This window comes from Streptomyces sp. NPDC012466 (assembly GCF_042955215.1).
GTDB lineage: Bacteria > Actinomycetota > Actinomycetes > Streptomycetales > Streptomycetaceae > Streptomyces.
On record NZ_JBIBEQ010000007.1, the window covers coordinates 292,213 to 309,100 of the forward strand.

19 protein-coding genes are annotated in these 16,888 nt (G+C 71.8%); 7 read left to right on the forward strand and 12 right to left on the reverse strand.

The features are described 5' to 3' along the window. Positions 1-50: 50 nt before the first annotated feature. Positions 51-809, reverse strand: a complete 759-nt coding sequence (locus ACFY9E_RS26205; protein WP_390987993.1) for an alpha/beta hydrolase — start codon at positions 807-809, stop codon at positions 51-53. 123 nt (positions 810-932) lie between these two features. Here ACFY9E_RS26205 and ACFY9E_RS26210 point away from each other — a divergent pair, with 123 nt between their 5' ends. Together ACFY9E_RS26210 and ACFY9E_RS26215 are read left to right on the forward strand one after the other, a co-directional pair. Next, complete coding sequence (locus ACFY9E_RS26210) at positions 933-2,090, forward strand: adenosine deaminase (protein ID WP_390987995.1); 1,158 nt, start codon at positions 933-935, stop codon at positions 2,088-2,090. 139 nt (positions 2,091-2,229) lie between these two features. Beyond that, a complete protein-coding gene (locus tag ACFY9E_RS26215) occupies positions 2,230-2,583 on the forward strand; it encodes an ATP-binding protein (protein WP_390987997.1) in 354 nt (117 codons plus the stop codon). A gap of 79 nt (positions 2,584-2,662) precedes the next feature. On the opposite strand, the gene ACFY9E_RS26220 is transcribed toward ACFY9E_RS26215, so the two are convergent. The 5 genes from ACFY9E_RS26220 to afsQ1 all read right to left on the reverse strand — a co-directional run bounded on the left by ACFY9E_RS26220 (position 2,663) and on the right by afsQ1 (position 6,506). Then, entirely contained in the window at positions 2,663-2,875 is a 213-nt protein-coding gene (locus tag ACFY9E_RS26220) for a PspC domain-containing protein (RefSeq protein ID WP_390987998.1), read from the reverse strand. A gap of 62 nt (positions 2,876-2,937) precedes the next feature. Then, complete coding sequence (locus tag ACFY9E_RS26225; RefSeq protein WP_390987999.1) at positions 2,938-3,525, reverse strand: VanZ family protein; 588 nt, start codon at positions 3,523-3,525, stop codon at positions 2,938-2,940. Positions 3,526-3,610: 85 nt separating this feature from the next. Beyond that, positions 3,611-4,228, reverse strand: coding sequence for a hypothetical protein (locus ACFY9E_RS26230; protein ID WP_390988000.1), 618 nt, complete (start codon positions 4,226-4,228; stop codon positions 3,611-3,613). Further along, complete coding sequence (locus tag ACFY9E_RS26235) at positions 4,228-5,832, reverse strand: ATP-binding protein (RefSeq protein ID WP_390988002.1); 1,605 nt, start codon at positions 5,830-5,832, stop codon at positions 4,228-4,230. The genes ACFY9E_RS26230 and ACFY9E_RS26235 overlap by 1 nt, the downstream gene beginning before the upstream one ends. Beyond that, positions 5,829-6,506 (reverse strand): two-component system response regulator AfsQ1, encoded by a 678-nt coding sequence (afsQ1, locus tag ACFY9E_RS26240; protein ID WP_053675520.1) that lies wholly within the window; start codon positions 6,504-6,506, stop codon positions 5,829-5,831. Before afsQ1 ends, ACFY9E_RS26235 begins: the two co-directional genes overlap by 4 nt. A gap of 238 nt (positions 6,507-6,744) precedes the next feature. Between afsQ1 and ACFY9E_RS26245 the strand changes: the two genes are divergently transcribed. Beyond that, positions 6,745-7,518: a SigE family RNA polymerase sigma factor gene (locus tag ACFY9E_RS26245; protein WP_390988004.1), complete on the forward strand. Its 774-nt coding sequence runs from the start codon at positions 6,745-6,747 to the stop codon at positions 7,516-7,518. Between the two features lie 187 nt (positions 7,519-7,705). On the opposite strand, the gene ACFY9E_RS26250 is transcribed toward ACFY9E_RS26245, so the two are convergent. After that, positions 7,706-8,341 (reverse strand): uridine kinase, encoded by a 636-nt coding sequence (locus ACFY9E_RS26250; protein WP_390988006.1) that lies wholly within the window; start codon positions 8,339-8,341, stop codon positions 7,706-7,708. Positions 8,342-8,465: 124 nt separating this feature from the next. Between ACFY9E_RS26250 and ACFY9E_RS26255 the strand changes: the two genes are divergently transcribed. Further along, a complete protein-coding gene (locus ACFY9E_RS26255; RefSeq protein ID WP_390988008.1) occupies positions 8,466-8,870 on the forward strand; it encodes a hypothetical protein in 405 nt (134 codons plus the stop codon). Between the two features lies 1 nt (position 8,871). Here ACFY9E_RS26255 and ACFY9E_RS26260 read toward each other — a convergent pair whose 3' ends face one another. Together ACFY9E_RS26260 and ACFY9E_RS26265 are read right to left on the reverse strand one after the other, a co-directional pair. Next, a complete protein-coding gene (locus ACFY9E_RS26260; protein WP_390988010.1) occupies positions 8,872-10,389 on the reverse strand; it encodes a DHA2 family efflux MFS transporter permease subunit in 1,518 nt (505 codons plus the stop codon). Positions 10,390-10,416: 27 nt separating this feature from the next. Next, on the reverse strand, positions 10,417-11,013 hold the full coding sequence (locus ACFY9E_RS26265; protein ID WP_390988012.1) for an NAD(P)H-dependent oxidoreductase: 597 nt from the start codon (positions 11,011-11,013) through the stop codon (positions 10,417-10,419). A 111-nt stretch (positions 11,014-11,124) separates the two neighbouring features. Between ACFY9E_RS26265 and ACFY9E_RS26270 the strand changes: the two genes are divergently transcribed. Beyond that, entirely contained in the window at positions 11,125-11,868 is a 744-nt protein-coding gene (locus tag ACFY9E_RS26270) for a TetR/AcrR family transcriptional regulator C-terminal domain-containing protein (protein WP_390988013.1), read from the forward strand. Between the two features lie 76 nt (positions 11,869-11,944). Here ACFY9E_RS26270 and ACFY9E_RS26275 read toward each other — a convergent pair whose 3' ends face one another. The 3 genes from ACFY9E_RS26275 to deoC are packed head-to-tail and all read right to left on the reverse strand — an operon-like array spanning position 11,945 to position 15,229. Next, complete coding sequence (locus ACFY9E_RS26275) at positions 11,945-12,832, reverse strand: aldehyde dehydrogenase family protein (protein WP_390988015.1); 888 nt, start codon at positions 12,830-12,832, stop codon at positions 11,945-11,947. Beyond that, on the reverse strand, positions 12,825-14,261 hold the full coding sequence (locus ACFY9E_RS26280; RefSeq protein WP_390988017.1) for an aldehyde dehydrogenase family protein: 1,437 nt from the start codon (positions 14,259-14,261) through the stop codon (positions 12,825-12,827). The genes ACFY9E_RS26275 and ACFY9E_RS26280 overlap by 8 nt, the downstream gene beginning before the upstream one ends. A gap of 5 nt (positions 14,262-14,266) precedes the next feature. Further along, the gene (gene deoC / locus ACFY9E_RS26285) at positions 14,267-15,229 is read right to left on the reverse strand and encodes a deoxyribose-phosphate aldolase (protein WP_390988019.1); all 963 of its coding nucleotides are present in this window, start codon (positions 15,227-15,229) and stop codon (positions 14,267-14,269) included. 102 nt (positions 15,230-15,331) lie between these two features. On the opposite strand from deoC, the gene ACFY9E_RS26290 reads away from it, so the two are divergent. Together ACFY9E_RS26290 and ACFY9E_RS26295 are read left to right on the forward strand one after the other, a co-directional pair. Further along, complete coding sequence (locus ACFY9E_RS26290; protein ID WP_390988021.1) at positions 15,332-16,036, forward strand: PH domain-containing protein; 705 nt, start codon at positions 15,332-15,334, stop codon at positions 16,034-16,036. A 484-nt stretch (positions 16,037-16,520) separates the two neighbouring features. Next, positions 16,521-16,880: a DUF6204 family protein gene (locus tag ACFY9E_RS26295; RefSeq protein ID WP_390988023.1), complete on the forward strand. Its 360-nt coding sequence runs from the start codon at positions 16,521-16,523 to the stop codon at positions 16,878-16,880. Positions 16,881-16,888 lie beyond the last annotated feature (8 nt).

A 16,888-nucleotide genomic window follows, 5' to 3' on the forward strand; every position in this document is an offset into this window, starting at 1 on the left:
GACAAGCCCCATGCAACCCGCACAGGCCGAGGACAGGCACTCCAGTGGCGCTACCGCCGAGAAGGACTGAACCCCGCAGCGAGCGGCATCCGCAGCCCCAACGGCGGCGGTGCCGCGAACGCGTCCCGCACCGGTCGCGACACGGCCCGCCCGAACAGTGCCCCCATCACGAAGTCCTCGGCCAGCGCCAGCACTTCGTCCCGGTACTGGCTCAACCCGTGGCCGTCCGCGTGCACTTCGAACCGGCACACGTCCCGGTTCGCCTTCTTCGCCCGCGCCGCCAGCCGGAACGACAGCTCCGGATCCGTCCGCCCGTCGTTCGTGCCGTGCACGATCAGCACCTGGCGCCCGACCAGCTGCTTCACCGGTTCGGGTGGCGCCGCGACATCCTCCTCCGGCAGCCACGGGGCAAGCGCCAGCACGGAGTTGACGGCCTCGTGCCCGGCCGCCCGCAGCCCCGCCCGGCCGCCCATCCCGAGGCCGACGAGGCAGACCGGGACGTCTCCGTACCGCCGTACGATCTCGTCGGCCGCCCAGGTCGCGTCCTGCGCGAGGCCGGCCTCGCTGCCGTTCCAGCCGCGGCAGTGGTAGTGCACCACGTGCGCGGCGAGACCCTCGTCCCGGCCGGCGCGGGCGAGGCGGCGCCCGACGCCGCGCATGGAGGCGGTCGCCAGCACGGGAGACGGCCTGCGGCCGGAGACCTCGTCGCCGCCCGGGAGCAGCAGCACCACGCCGCTCACCGCTGTCGGCTCCGGACCGAGTGCCCTGCCCAGCCGGGCCCTGCGAACCGGCGTCGCTTGGTGTGCCATGACAGAACAGTGTCAGAAGCGCGGGTGTACTCGACCCGTCCTTGCGGTCACCGTTACGTATCGACGAAAACGTACAGCGGCGGGGAACGCGCCATCTACGCGCGTAGGAGTTAGAGTGCGGAAATGACGAGCCAGACCATCGCGAACACCCCGACACCGGACCAGATCCGCCGGGCGCCCAAGGTTCTGCTGCACGACCACCTCGACGGCGGTCTGCGCCCCGGCACGATCGTCGAACTCGCCCGCGCCGGCGGCTACTCGCAGCTGCCAGACGCCGACCCGGAGAAGCTCGGCGTCTGGTTCCGCGAGGCCGCCGACTCCGGCTCCCTGGAACGGTACTTGGAGACCTTCTCCCACACCGTCGCCGTCATGCAGACCCGTGACGCCCTGGTCCGGGTCGCCGCCGAGTGCGCCGAGGACCTGGCCGGGGACGGCGTCGTCTACGCCGAGGTGCGCTACGCCCCCGAGCAGCACCTGGAGGGCGGCCTCAGCCTCGAAGAGGTCGTCGAGGCCGTCAACGAGGGCTTCCGGGAAGGGGAGCGGCGCGCCCGGGAGAACGGCCTGCGCATCCGCGTCGGCGCGCTGCTCACCGCCATGCGGCACGCGGCCCGCGCCCTGGAGATCGCCGAACTCGCCAACCGCTACCGCGACCTGGGCGTCGTCGGCTTCGATATCGCGGGCGCCGAGGCCGGCTACCCGCCCACCCGGCACCTCGACGCCTTCGAGTACCTCAAGCGCGAGAACAACCACTTCACCATCCACGCCGGCGAGGCCTTCGGTCTGCCGTCCATCTGGCAGGCCCTCCAGTGGTGCGGCGCCGACCGGCTCGGGCACGGCGTGCGGATCATCGACGACATCCAGGTGCACGAGGACGGCCGCGTCGAGCTCGGGCGGCTCGCCTCCTACGTCCGGGACAAGCGCATCCCGCTGGAGCTGTGCCCGAGCTCCAACCTCCAGACGGGGGCCGCCTCCTCGTACGCCGAGCACCCCATCGGGCTGCTGCGCCGGCTGCACTTCCGGGCCACGGTCAACACGGACAACCGTCTGATGTCGCACACCAGCATGAGCCGGGAATTCGAGCACCTTGTCGAGGCGTTCGGTTACACGCTCGACGACATGCAGTGGTTCTCCGTCAATGCGATGAAATCAGCGTTCATTCCTTTCGATGAACGACTGGCCATGATCAATGACGTGATCAAGCCCGGATATGCCGAGCTGAAATCCGAATGGCTGTTCCGTCAGACCGCTTCCACCAGCGGTTCTGCCGCCTCGGAGGACTGATTCGGGGGTATTCGGCGCACAGCGGATGCGGGCGGCGTTCACCATCCGTCCGCATTTCGATGTTTGCGGCGGGCGGGGCCGCCTGATTACGGTCGCTGAACCGCTCACACCCCGTCATCCCGTTACGAGGACGCCTTTCATGAAGCAGTCTGCTGCCAAGACCCTCGGTGTCGCCGCTCTCGGTGCCGCCTTCGCCGCCGCCGGTGCGGGCGCCGCCAACGCCGCCCCGGCTCTCCCGGACACCGCCCAGACGCTGGAGACCGTCACCGCGGCACTGCCGGCGGAGCAGCTCTCCCAGGCGCTGCCGGGCTCGGGCGAGGCGCTGGGCCAGGGGCAGACGGCGGCCGGTGCCGGTCTGGCCGCCGCCCAGCCGGTCGCCGAGCAGGTGCTCGCCAACGGCCCGACGGGCCCCGCCGCCAAGCTGCTGGGCGGTCTCCCGGTGCAGGGCCTGCCCACGCACGGCCTGCCGGTCAACGGCGTGCCGGTCGGCTGACCCTCCCGCCGCGGCGGACACACGCCGATGGGGCGCACCCGCACGGGGTGCGCCCCATCGGCGTTCTCGCGTACGGGCGTCACCAGGCGGTCTGGGCCTTGCCGTGCGTCTTGTCCTCGGAGGGCAGCAGGATCCACAGCGCGATGTAGAGCAGGAACTGCGGGCCGGGCAGCAGGCACGAGACCAGGAAGATCACCCGCATCGTGGTCGCGGAGGTGCCGAAGCGCCGTGCCAGCGCGGCGCACACGCCGCCGATCATGCGGCCGTGGGTGGGGCGGGCGAGGCGGGACATGTGCGACTCCTTCGTGAGGGTGTGTGAGGCCTCTCGTGCGAGTACCCCATCTGCACTCCACGCTACGGAGACGAAGGGGGCAAAGCGTCGCTCCACGGGGCGATCCCGACCCTGGGAATCGTCGGGGTCCGACCCTGAGCCGGCTCCTCCGGAGGGAGGGGCGCACGGAGCAGGCGGGTGGTGGTGGTGCGGCGGCGCAGCCAGGAGCGGCCCGCCGGGACCAGCGCCAGATGCGCGAGGGCCACGCCCGCGGTGTTCAGGAACAGCGAGTCGACGTCGACGACCTGACCGGGCACGCCCGTCTGCAGCAGTTCGATGCCCCACGACAGCAGGGCGCCGGCCGCGACGGTGCGCAGCAGGGACGCCAGTGGCGAGACGACCAGCCTGCCGCTCACCACGGGCAGCAGCACGCCCAGCGGGGCGAGCAGGGCCAGCCCCTCACCGATCCGGCGGGCCGCCTCGGGCCAGCCCAGGGCGAGATCGGCCCGGATACCGGCGAACGGACGCAAGTTGGCGGGCATCACCCAGGGCACGTCCAGCGGCCGCAGCGTGAACCAGGCGACGAACGCGAGGTGGGCGACGAGGAGGACACCTCCTGTCACACGGATGCGGGACGCGGCGCTGCCGCCGATGGAGCCTTGACGCTGCACGCCCCCCAAGACGCGGCCTTCGGCCGGATCGGTTCCGCAAGGGGCCCCGGAAGGCCGGTGAGGCATGCGCCACAGCCCGGGCGGGTCACTCCCCGGCCACGCCCTTCGACGGCGGTTCCGTGCTGCCCGGCCGGGCCCGCACCTCGTCGGTGCACTCGTAGCGGCGCGGAGCCTCGCCGCCGGGTCCGCCCAGGACCACCGAGCCGTCCCCCTGGGCCGCCGCCGAGTCGGAGAAGGTGCAGACGATCTGCGCGAGTGCGTACGAGGTGAGTCCGGCCGGTGCCGTGCTCAGCCGCAGCGTGTCCTCCGGGTCGCCGAGGCGCGGCCCGCCCACGGAGATGCCGCCGCGGACGTCCGTGCTGTAACCGGCCTCCTTCTCGGCGGTCGACGGCTGCCTGGCGAGCTGGTCCAGCAGGCCCTGCGCGACGAGCATGCGCCGCTCGGAGTCGGCCGCGCCGTCCGGGACCCGCACGGTCCGGTCGACGGCCACCAGCGAGGACCCGCACAGCAGGAACACCTGCACCGGCAGTCCCCGGGCGGCCTGCGTCGACACGTCCGTCTCGGAGAGCGAGCACTGCACCCGCGACGGCGCGGGCCCGAAGGTGGTGGGCACCTCCGTGGCCCGGATCCCGCAGCCGGCCAACAGCACGGCGAGCACCGGAACGGCGAGCAGCCGAGGCACGGCCGCGAAACGCGCGGTCATCAGGCGTCCCCCTTCGAGTCCGCGCCCTGGGGCCGGTCGGTGTCGCTCCCGGGCTCCAGCTCGTCCTCGGCCGGCTGCTCCTCCGCCGGGGACGTGCCGCGCGGGAGCCGCAGCGTGAACACCGCCCCCGAGTCGGGCGAGTTGGCCGCGGTGATCTCACCGCCGTGGATGTGGGCGTTCTCCAGCGCGATGGACAGGCCCAGGCCGCTGCCCTCGGAACGCGGCCGGGAGGCGCTGGCCTTGTAGAAGCGGTCGAAGACGTGCGGCAGGACGTCCTCCGGGATGCCGGGCCCGTGATCCCGCACCTCGATGACGATGGAGTCGTCCGCCTCCCGCACGACCACCCGCACCGGGGATCCGCCGTGTTTGAGCGCGTTGCCGATGAGGTTGGCCAGGATGACGTCCAGGCGCCGCGGGTCCAGGCGGGCGTGCAGGCCGCGCTCGGCGTCCAGCTCCACCGCGTCCAGCCAGGCGCGGGCGTCGATGCAGGCGGTGATCTGGTCGGCGAGGTCGACGTCGTCCAGGACGAGCCGGGCGGTGCCCGCGTCGAAGCGGGTGACCTCCATCAGGTTCTCGACCAGGTCGTTCAGCCGCCGCGTCTCGCTGACCACCAGCCGCACGGCGGGCTCGATCATCGGGTCCATGCTGCCGGTCTCCGCCTCCAGCTCCTCCTCGAGCACCTCCGTCACGGCGGTGATCGCGGTGAGCGGCGTCCGCAGCTCATGGCTCATGTCCGCCACGAACCGCCGGGACGCCTCGTCGCGGGCGGCCATGTCGGCGACCCGTTTCTCCAGCGCCTCGGCCGCGTTGTTGAACGTCCGGGACAGATCGGCGAGTTCGTCGGTCCCGGACACCCTCAGCCGGGTGTCCAGCTTGCCCTCGCCGAGCCGCCGCGCGGCCGCCCCGAGCCGCTGCACCGGCTTCAGCACCGTCGTCGCCGCGGCCTGCGCGAGCAGCGCCGAGCCGATCAGCGCGAGCCCCGTGGCGATGCCCAGCGACCAGGCCAGCGAGTTGAGGTCCTTGGCCTCCGGCTCCAGCGACTTGAGCATGTAACCGGTCGGACCACCGCCGATGACGCGCGTGCCCGCCACCAGGTACGGGGTGTCGTGGTCGACGATGCGCTGCCAGTACAGGTGGTACGGGTGCTTGTTGGCCCCGTCGACCTTCTGCGTCCGGTTCACCGCCGTGCGCAGCGAGGCCGGCACGTCGCCCAGCGAGAAGCCGCTGAGCCCGCCGGAGCTGCCGTAGACGGTGCGGCCTTCGGTGTCACGGCCGACCAGCAGCACGCTGAAGCGCTGGTCGCTGCCCGCCATCTGGCCCGCGGTGTGCTGCAGCTCGTCCTGCGTCGGCCGCTCGGGCAGCGCGCCCGCCCGGTTCTGCATCTCCTGCTCGAAGTCGCGCAGCACGGCGTCCTGGGTGCGGGTGAGCACGGCCTCGCGGTTGAGCCAGTACGCGATCCCCGACGCGGACACGGCGGCCGTCAGGGCCACCAGGCCGAAGACCACGACCAGTCGCAGCCGCAGGCTGGTGAAGCGCAGCCCCGACAGAACTCCCTTGCGCGCCCCGGTCCAGCCGTGGGCCCCCCCTTGGTGCGCCTGGGTCACTGAGGGGCGTCCAGCCGGTAGCCGACACCCCGCACGGTACGGATCAGCGTCGGGGACGAGGGCACGTCCTCGACCTTGGCGCGCAGCCGCTGGACGCACGCGTCCACGAGCCGCGAGTCGCCCAGGTAGTCGTGCTCCCACACCAGCCGCAGCAGTTGCTGCCGGGACAGCGCCTGGCCCGGCCGCCGGCTCAGCTCCAGCAGCAGCCGCAGCTCGGTCGGCGTGAGCTGGAGGTCCTCGCCGTTCTTCGTCACGGTCATCGCCGAGCGGTCGATGACGAGGCTGCCGAAGCTCGCCGCGTCGTTCGACTCCCGCTCGCCGCGCCGCAGCACGGCCCGGATCCGGGCGTCGAGCACGCGCCCCTGCACCGGTTTGACGACATAGTCGTCGGCGCCGGACTCCAGCCCGACCACCACGTCGATGTCATCGCTGCGCGCGGTCAGCAGGATGATCGGCAACTGGTCCGTGCGCCGGATGCGCCGGCACACCTCGAACCCGTCGATGCCGGGCAGCATCACGTCCAGCACGATCAGATCCGGCCGCTGCTCGCGCAAGAGCTTCAGACCGTCCTCACCGCTGGCAGCGGTCGCCACGCGGTGACCCTGGCGCGTCAGTGAGAGCTCCAGGGCCGTCCGGATGGCGTCGTCGTCCTCGATCAGCAACAGGGAAGGCACGCGCTCATTCTGGCCCATGGAGGGGTCGGGGTTCGACCGGTGGGGCCCAGTCGTTGTGGCCGGTACCGCCGACGCGTGTGAAGGAGCTGTGGCCGAGCTGTCGCCGGCCCCTGTGACAGGCCTGTGACAGTCGGCGGACACGGCCATGAAAGTGCGGCGGCAAGCTTTTCGGCACAGGCAAGGAAGCCCGCCCGAACAGGCGGGCCGCACACCGGAAGTCCACGACGGGGGGCGCGAGATGAACACGCTGCACGGCATCAGCACCAGCGCAGTTGTCACGCGTCTGCACGACGTACACCGGGGTTCCGAGAAGTCCGGTGCCGTGAGCGGGCGGGGGTGCGCTCGCGGCACCGGGCGTCAGCACACCGCGTTCATGACGGTGGTTGACGCACCCACGGGGGAGATCAACAAGGGGTCCGCGGCGGCAGCCGCCACGGGCACCATCGGGGGAGCAGCGTACGGGGAGGGCTCGGGGGAGCGCCGTTCGCTGACGGAGGCGGAGTTCACCGCCTACGTCCAGGAGCGCCGCGCCTCCCTGTACGCAACCGCCTACCACCTCACCGGTGACCGCTTCGAGGCCGAGGACCTGCTGCAGAGCGCGCTGTTCTCGACGTACCGGGCGTGGGACCGGATCAGTGACAAGGCGGCGGTCGGCGGATATCTCCGCCGCACCATGACCAACCTGCACATCAGCGCCTGGCGGCGCCGCAAGCTCAACGAATACCCGACCGAGGAACTGCCGGAGACGCCCGGCGACACGGACGCGATGCGCGGCACCGAGCTGCGCGCGGTCCTGTGGCAGGCGCTGGCCCGGCTGCCCGAACTCCAGCGCACCATGCTGGTCCTGCGCTACTACGAGGGCCGCACGGACCCGGAGATCGCGGACATCCTCGACATCAGTGTCGGCACGGTGAAGTCCAGCATCTGGCGGTCGCTCCGCCGGCTGCGCGAGGACGAGGTCCTCAGCTTCGGCCGTGACGAGGAGGACGCCTTCGGCGAGCTCGTCGCCTGAAGGTACGGGGGGGAGCACCACAAAGGGGGCCCACGGGGGAAACAAGGGGGCCCACGGGGGAACTGTAGAGGCGCTGGGGGGCGTCTCCACAGGAGAGTGGGGGACTCGGGGGAGGAAACGGGGGAGCACGGAAGCGGGACTGGAGGGCCGGGGGGTCCGTCCAGTCCCGCTTTTTCCTGTGCCCGGCCTAGGCCACCGTGTCGAGGCTCGCGCACCGGCCGGCCGCCGCTGCCGCCAGCCGGCCCAGCGCCTCGTCCCGGTCGCAGGCGTACGCGCCCAGTGCCGTCTGGCGGGCGACGATCGTGCGTTCCTGCCGCATCAGGCGCCAGCCGCGGCGCAGCAGGAACGGCACCGACTTGCGGCCCTCCCTCAGATCCCGCAGGAAGCGGCGGCGGAAGGTCTTCACCGGGCCGCGGCTCAGGCACAGCGCGTCGGCGAGGACGCCGAGTTCGCGGCAGCGCGTGACGATCTCCGCGGCGAAGATGCCCTCCGCGATGAACAGCGGGGTCCGTCCGATGTCGACGGTCTCCTCGCCGGTGCGGGCGCTGAGCGAGATGTCGTAGAGGGGGATTTCCGTACGGCCCGTGCGGCACAGCCGCAGGATCGCGGCGACGGCGGTGTCCGCGTCCCACGAGTCCGGGTGGTCCCAGTCGATGTCGGAGCTCTCCGCCACCAGGGGCAGCGTCGGGTCGTCGCCCTCCTTGTAGAAGTCGTCGAGCCGCAGCACCGGAAGGCCGGAGCGGGCCGCGAGGAGGGACTTGCCGGAGCCGGAAGGGCCGCAGAGCAGCACGACTCGCGTCGGTATGGGCAGTGGAGAACTCACGGGACACCAGTGTGAGGCATCCACCGGGGGCCGTACGCCCTGCGGGTCGGCTTTGATGCGCGCATCACACCTCAACTACCCTCGGTCCCGATCCGATCACCCAGTGCATCAGAAGGTGGCACTCATGGCCCGACACGACTCTTCCAAGAAGCCGGCCGCCCGGCGTGCCCTGGCCGTTCTCGCGACCGCGGGTGTGGCGCTGGGAGCGGGCACGGCGACGGCCGCGGCGGACACCGAGTCGATCCTGGGCGTGGTCAACACCCGGCCCACCTCCCTCGGCACGATCGACCCCGAGTCCGGTCTCCAGGCCGCGACCGGCACCCTCGGCTACGTCACCGGCCCGGTGGCCGGTCTCAAGCCCAATCCGCTCGCCGGCACCGGAGTCGACCCGCTCGACAACGGCATCGGCACCGACCTCGCCGACTTCAAGCCGATGACCTCCCAGGCGCTGACCGGGCCGGTGGCGCAGGCGCAGTCGATCGGGAGCATCCCGGTGGTGGGGCAGGCGGCCGGGCTGCTCTCGCAGTAGCTCAGCGGCCCCGCAGCGGGACCTCCCGGACCAGCCACGACACCGCGAACGCCACGGCGCACAGCACGGCCGTGCCGAGCGCGACCCCGTGCAGGCCGTCCACCACGCCCGTCCGGAACGCGTGCCGGACCGGCTCCGGGAGGTCCCGCAACAGCGCGGGTGTCAGCTCCCCTTCGGTCAGCCGCCCGCCCTCGGCACCGAGCCGGTCCGTCACGCCCGCCGTGAGACGGCTGGTGTAGACGGATCCGAGGACGGCGACGCCGAGGGAGCCGCCGATGGTGCGCAGCAGCGTCTGGGTGCCGCTGGCCGCGCCCATGTCGCGGGGCTCGGCGCTGTTCATCGTGATGAGCATCGCCGGCTGCATCAGACAGCCGATGCCCACGCCCAGCACCAGGGTCAGGCCGGAGGTGACGGGCACCGTCGTGGCCGTGCCCAGTGTCAGCAGGGACAGGGCCCCCGCCGCGGCCAGTGCGCCGCCCGCGATGGGGTAGCCGCGGTAGCGTCCACCGTCGGCGATCCGCCGGCCGATGAAGAGCTGGGCGCCCATCATGCCCAGCATCAGCGGGAGCAGCAGCAGGCCGCTCCCGGTGGACGACATGTCCCGCACGAACTGCAGGTACTGCGGCAGATAGCTCGCCGCCGCCAGCATGGCCGCGCCCGTGACGAAGCTGAGGACCTGCGCCACCGTGAAGTTCCGGTCCCGGAACAGCCGGGGCGGGATCACCGGTTCCGCTGCGCGCCGCTCGACCCGCACGAAGGCGGCCAGTGCCACCCCGCACACCAGGGCGAGCCCGATGATCTGTGGTGACGCCCAGGCGTACGTCGTCCCGGCCCAGCTCGCCAGCAGTGTCAGGGCGAGGATCGCGCCGGTGAGCAGCCCGGCCCCGGCCAGGTCGATCGGCGCCTTCACGCGTGCCGCGCGCAGCCGGACCCCCCATCCGACGAGGGCGAGCGCGACGACGCCGACCGGGACGTTGACGTAGAAGACCCAGCGCCAGTCCAGGTGGTCCGTGAGGAAGCCGCCGGCCAGGGGGCCGCCGATCATCGCCGCGGGCAGCAGTACCCCGATCAGCGACTGGGCGCGTCCGGCCTCGGCCGGGGTGAGCAGGGTGCCGATGAGCGAGAGCGCCCCGACGAACAGGCCGCCCGCGCCGATCCCCTGGAGGGCCCGGAAGGCGATCAACTGCCCCATGTCCTGGGCGAGTCCGCACAGCACCGATCCGGCCAGGAACACGGAGATGGAGGTGAGGTAGCTGCCCTTGTGGCCGTACAGGTCGCCGAGTTTGCCCCAGACCGGGGTGGAGACGGCCGTGGTCAGCAGGTAGGCGGTGAGCACCCAGGAGAGGTGGTCGAGGCCGCCGAGGTCGCCGACGATGGTGGGCAGCGCGGTGCCGACGACGGTTCCGTCGAGTGTGGCGAGCACGATGCCGAGCAGCAGTCCGAGGATGACGAGCCGGGAGGGCGGGGCGGCGGGCCGGGCGGCCTCTTCCGTGGCCGGCCCCGCGATGCGCGCGTCCATGATTCCCCCTGTTTCCGAGGTCGGTGGTCAGGCGACGTAGCGGCGGACGGACTTGGCGTCCCGCAGGGCGTGCCCCCACCAGGCGAGCTGGTCGAGCAGGGCCTTCGCGGCCGTGTCGGCGGCGGGGTCCTTGCAGGCGCCGCCCTCGTCGAAGCGGCTCCACGCGTCGTGGAAGCTGACGGTGTTGCGGATGGTCGTGGCGTTCACCTCGGCCATGACGACCCGCAGCTGTTCCACCGCGCGCAGTCCGCCGGACAGGCCGCCGTACGAGATGAAGCCGACCGGCTTGCCGTGCCACTCCTCGCCGTGCCAGTCGATCGCGTTCTTCAGGGACGCGGGGAAGCTGTGGTTGTACTCGGGCGTGACGAGGACGAAGGCGTCGGCCGCCGCGAGACGGGGTGAGACGAGGGCCAGTTGCTCCTGGGTGCTGGGCGGCGGCTGCCGGCCGAACGCCGGGAACACCGTCGGCAGCGGTGTCTCGGCGAGGTCGACGACATCGGCCTCCAGGTCGTCGCGCTGGTCGAGATGGCCGGTCAGCCACCTCGTCACCACGGGTGCGAAGCGCCCCTCCCGGGTCGAGCCGACGAGGACGGCGACACGGAGCGGTGCGGTGATGCAGGGCATGGGTCCCCCTGGATGTGTACGGCGTATCTAGATGCGTACAACGTACACATCGATGTGTACGGCGTCTACCGGAGATACGCTGTACGCGACGTCGACCGGGAGGAGCGGGCCATGACGGTGGCGAAGAAGGAGGGCAAGGAGAGTGGGACCGAGGGGCCCTCTCTCTGGGAGCGCATGGAGCGGCCCGCTCCTCTCCCGCGCGCCTCACTGACCCTGGAGCGGATCGCCGCCGCAGCGGTCGAGATCGCCGACGAGGAGGGCGGCGCCGCCGTCACCATGCGCCGTCTCGCCACCAAGCTGGGCGTCGCCCCCATGGCCGCCTACCGGCACGTCGACGGCAAGGACGACCTCTGGGCGCTCATGATCGACCGGGTCTCCCGGGACCTGACCGTCCCGGAGGGCACGACGGACTGGCGGGAGGTGCTGCGCTCCTACGCCCTGCAGACCCGGGAGCTGATGCTCGCCCACCCGTGGATGGCGGTCATGCCCACCCCGGTCATCATGCTCACACCGTCCCGGATGGCCGTGGCGGAACGGCAGCTGGCCGCGCTCGCCGTCTGCGGCCTGGACGCCGACTCGGTCATGGCCGCCTTCCGGGCCGTCACCTCCTTCGTGCACGGCTCGGCCCAGACCGAGATCGCCCTGCGCGACTACCAGGAACGCCACGGCTGGACCAGCGGCGACGAGACCCGCGAGGCGCTCGCCCCGCAGATGCGCTACCTGATGAGCACGGGCCGCTACCCGGTCTTCGAGCGGTACGCCCTCGGCGCCACGCGCAAGGACGACCGGGCCTGGGAGTTCGCGTTCGGCCTCGACTGCGTGCTCGACGGCATCGGGCAGCGGCTCGGGATCTGAGGCGGAGCGAAACGCAAAGAAGCCCCGGGCCTCCTGGACGGAGGAGGACCGGGGCTTCCGTATCGAGGGGGGCGGGCTAGTACGAGGAACCCGACGCGCCCAGTGACCCCGTGGGGTGCCAGACCGTTTTGGTCTCCAGGAACGCCGTCAGACGGTCGATGCCGGGGGTCTCCGCGTAATCCACAGGCTGTGGACGGAGAACGCGCTTGAGGTTGTCGGCCGCCGCGATCTCCAGCTCCTTCGCCAGGACCTCGTCGGCGCCCGCGAGGTCGATCGCGTTGACGTCCTGGTGGGCGGCGAGCGGGGTGGCGATCTCCGCCGTGCGGCCCGACAGGACGTTGACCACGCCGCCGGGGACGTCCGAGGTGGCCAGCACCTCGGCCAGGGAGAGGGCGGGCAGCGGGGCCTTCTCGCTCGCCACCACGACCGCCGTGTTGCCCGTCGCGATCACCGGGGCCAGCACCGACACCAGGCCCAGGAAGGACGACTCCTGCGGCGCGAGGACCGCGACCACGCCCGTCGGCTCCGGGGAGGACAGGTTGAAGAACGGGCCCGCGACCGGGTTGCCGCCGCCGACCACCTGGGCGATCTTGTCGGTCCAGCCCGCGTACCAGACCCAGCGGTCGATCGTGGCGTCCACGACCGCCGCCGCCTTGGACTTCGACAGCCCCTCCGCGTCGGCCACCTCACGGGTGAACTGGTCGCGGCGGCCCTCCAGCATCTCGGCGACGCGGTAGAGGACCTGGCCGCGGTTGTAGGCCGTCGCCCCGGACCAGCCGCCGAACGCCTTGCGCGCCGCGACGACCGCGTCACGGGCGTCCTTGCGGGAGGACAGGGGCGCGTTCGCCAGCCACTTGCCCTTCGAGTCCGTCACCTCGTACACCCGGCCGCTCTCGGAACGCGGGAACTTCCCGCCGACGTACAGCTTGTAGGTCTTGAGGACACTCAGTCGCGTGTCAGACATCGAGGTACGCCTCCAGGCCGTGGCGGCCGCCCTCGCGGCCGAAGCCCGACTCCTTGTAGCCGCCGAACGGCGACGTCGGGTCGAACTTGTTGAACGTGTTGGACCAGACGACACCCGCGCGGAGCTTGTTGGCGACCGCCAGGATGCGCGAGCCCTTCTCCGTCCAGATGCCGGCGGACAGGCCGTACGGCGTGTTGTTGGCCTTGGCGACCGCCTCGTCCGGAGTGCGGAAGGTCAGCACCGACAGCACCGGGCCGAAGATCTCGTCCCGGGCGATGCGGTGCGCCTGGGTGACGTTCGTGAACAGCGTCGGGGCGAACCAGTAGCCGCTCTCCGGCAGTTCGCACGCCGGTGACCAGCGCTCGGCGCCCTCCGCCTCACCCAGCTCGACGAGCGAGGTGATGCGCGTCAGCTGCTCCTCGGAGTTGATCGCGCCGATGTCGGTGTTCTTGTCCAGCGGGTCGCCGAGGCGCAGCGTGGACAGGCGGCGCTTCAGGGACTCCAGGAGCTCCTCCTGGATCGACTCCTGCACCAGCAGGCGGCTGCCGGCGCAGCAGACCTGGCCCTGGTTGAAGAAGATGCCGTTGACGATGCCCTCGACGGCCTGGTCGATCGGGGCGTCGTCGAAGACGATGTTGGCGCCCTTGCCGCCCAGTTCGAGCGTGACCTTCTTGCGCGTCCCGGCGACCGTGCGGGCGATCTCCTTGCCGACGGCCGTGGAGCCGGTGAAGGCGACCTTGTTCACGTCCGGGTGCGCGATCAGCGCGGCACCCGCGTCGCCGTAGCCGGGGAGGATGTTGACGACGCCCTTGGGCAGGCCCGCCTGGCGGCAGATGTCCGCGAAGAACAGCGCCGAGAGGGGGGTCGTCTCGGCCGGCTTCAGCACGACCGTGTTGCCGGTCGCCAGGGCCGGGGCGATCTTCCACGCCAGCATGAGGAGGGGGAAGTTCCAGGGGATGACCTGGCCCGCGACGCCGAGCGGCCTGGGGTTCGCGCCGAAGCCGGCGTGGTCGAGCTTGTCGGCCCAGCCCGCGTAGTAGAAGAAGTGCGCGGCGACCAGGGGCAGGTCGGCGTCGCGCGTCTCCTTGATCGGCTTGCCGTTGTCCAGGGTCTCCAGGACGGCCAGCTCACGGCTGCGCTCCTGGATGATGCGCGCGATGCGGAACAGGTACTTGGCGCGCTCCGAGCCGGGCAGCGCCGACCACTTCTCGAAGGCCCTGCGCGCGGCCTTCACCGCACGGTCGACGTCCTCGGAACCGGCCTGGGCGATCTCGGAGAGGACCTCCTCGGTGGACGGGGAGACGGTCTTGAAGACCTTGCCGTCCGCCGCTTCGACGAACTCGCCGTCGATGAACAGGCCGTACGAGGGCGCGATGTCGGCGATCGCGCGCGACTCGGGGGCCGGGGCGTATTCGAATACGGGTGCCATGGTGATCAGTCCACCGTCACGTAGTCGGGACCGGAGTAGCGGCCGGTGGCCAGCTTCTGGCGCTGCATCAGCAGGTCGTTCAGCAGCGAGGAGGCGCCGAAGCGGAACCAGTGGTTGTCCAGCCAGTCCTCGCCCGCGGTCTCGTTGACCAGCACGAGGAACTTGATGGCGTCCTTGGAGGTCCGGATGCCGCCGGCCGGCTTCACGCCGACCTGGATGCCGGTCTGCGCACGGAAGTCACGCACCGCCTCCAGCATGAGCAGGGTGTTCGCCGGTGTCGCGTTGACGGCGACCTTGCCGGTGGACGTCTTGATGAAGTCCGCGCCCGCCAGCATCCCGAGCCAGCTCGCGCGGCGGATGTTGTCGTACGTCGAGAGCTCGCCCGTCTCGAAGATGACCTTCAGGCGCGCGGAGGTCCCGCAGGCCTCCTTCACGGCGGTGATCTCCTCGTACACCTTCAAGTATCGACCCGAGAGGAACGCCCCGCGGTCGATGACCATGTCGATCTCGTCCGCGCCGGCGGCGACGGCGTCGCGCACGTCGGCCAGCTTGACGTCGAGGGCGGCGCGGCCGGCCGGGAACGCCGTGGCCACCGAGGCGACCTTCACGCCGGAGCCGGCGACGGCCTCCTTGGCCACGGCCACCATGTCGGGGTAGACGCACACCGCCGCGGTGGCGGGCGTCGTACGGTCCGTCGGGTCGGGCTTGACCGCCTTCGCGCCGAGCGCCCGGACCTTGCCCGGGGTGTCCGCGCCTTCCAGCGTCGTCAGGTCGACCATCGAGATGGCGAGGTCGATGGCGAACGCCTTCGCGGTCGTCTTGATCGAACGCGTGCCGAGGGAGGCCGCACGGCCTTCGAGCCCGACCGCGTCGACGCCGGGGAGCCCGTGGAGGAAGCGGCGCAGCGCGCTGTCGGACGCGGCGACGTCCTTGAGGGGGTGAGCTGCGGTGAGTGCAGAACTGGGCATGGTCACCAGACGAGCATATCTACGCGCGTAGCGGCTGTACAGCCCTCCGGTTTGTCCCGGGCGGATGACGGACCCGCGGGACCGGTCCGGCAGAATCGAGACATGACGAGCCCCGAGTCCCAGTCGCCCGCGCCGCAGCCTCCGGAGCCCGAGTCCCAGGACCGGGTCTACCGGTCGGTCCCGGCCATCGCCGGTGGTGTGCTGCTGCTCGCCATCGCCGGGTGGCTCGGTATCGACGCGGTGCTCTCCGGGGAGGGGCGCACCCCGTGGCTGGCGCTCGCCGTGCTGCTTCTCGTCGTGCCGCTGGTCGTCGCCTTCACCCTGCGGCCCGCCGTGTACGCGGGCGACGACCGGCTGCGGATCCGCAACCCCTTCCGCGTCGTCGTCCTGCCCTGGGGACAGGTCGCCTCGCTGCGCTCTTCGTACTCGAACGAGGTCCTCACCGACTCCGGTGCGAAGTACCAGCTGTGGGCCGTGCCGGTCTCGCTGCGTGCGCGCAAGAAGGCCGCGCGGCGCGAGATGCGGGCGACGGCGCAGGCGCGGCGGGAGATGGGGCGGGACGAGAGCCGCGGCAGCGCGCTCGGAATGACCGCGGGGCTGGGACAGGGCCTGAGCCGGGAGCCGATGTCGGACGGGCCCGTCCGGGCGGAGACCGACCGGATCATGGACGAGCTGCGGGCGCTGCGCGAGGCGCGGCACGAGGCGGAGTCGGCGCGGGGTGAGGTGACCGTGCGGTGGGCCTACGAGGTGCTGGCGCCGGCGGTCGCGGGGGCTGTGCTGGTGCTGATCCTGGTGGCGGTGGGCTGACGGGGCCGCGGCGCGACGCCCGGGGCCGGGGGTTCCGGCCTCCCGGTCCGGGGGTGCGGGGCTCCGGTCTCTCCGCCTGCGTCGTGGTGCGGGCCTCCCGTTCCGTGTCGTGAGGTCCGGCTTCTCGACGGGGTGGTGGGGTCCCGGCCTTTTGTCTGTGCGGTGAGGCCCCGGATTGCGGTTCTGTGCCTCGGGCCCCGGCCTGCGGTTCTGTGCCTCGGGCCCCGGCCTGCGGTTCTGTGCCTCGGGCCCCGGCCTGCGGTTCTGTGCCTCGGGCCCCGGTCTTCGGTTCCGTGCCGCAGGGCCCCGGTCTTCGGTTCCGTGCTGCGGGGCCCCGGTCTTCGGTTAGGTGCTGCGGGGCCCCGGCCTTCGGTTCCGTGCCGCGGGATTCCGGCCTCCCGGTCTGTGCCTGCGGGCTTCGGCCTCTCGGGGCGTGCCGGAAATCCGGTGGCTGATCGAGGGGCCGCGCGCCTAGGTTCGGGGGATGAGCAGCCGTACCTTTCGTGTCACCGTCCGGGGCGTCTTCGACGGGCTGAGCGCCCAGCAGCGAACCGAGCTGCTGGAGCGGGCGGCGGAGCACGACGTGCTGCGCGCCGCCTTCACCCCCGAGGGGACCCTCACGTACGACGTGGCCGTGCGGCCCGCCTTCACCTTCCGGTTCCTGGACTACGGGGAGGCCGAGGAGGACATCCTGGAGGCCGCCGAGCGGGCCGAGGAGTCGGCGCGTGCGTGGCTGGAGCAGCGCGGGTACGGCTACAAGAACCTCAGGTCCGCCGCCGAGGACCTCTCCCAGGCGCCTCTCGGCAAGCGGCAGCGGCGGGAAGCCGCCCGGAAGAGTTCCTGAGTCGTCGG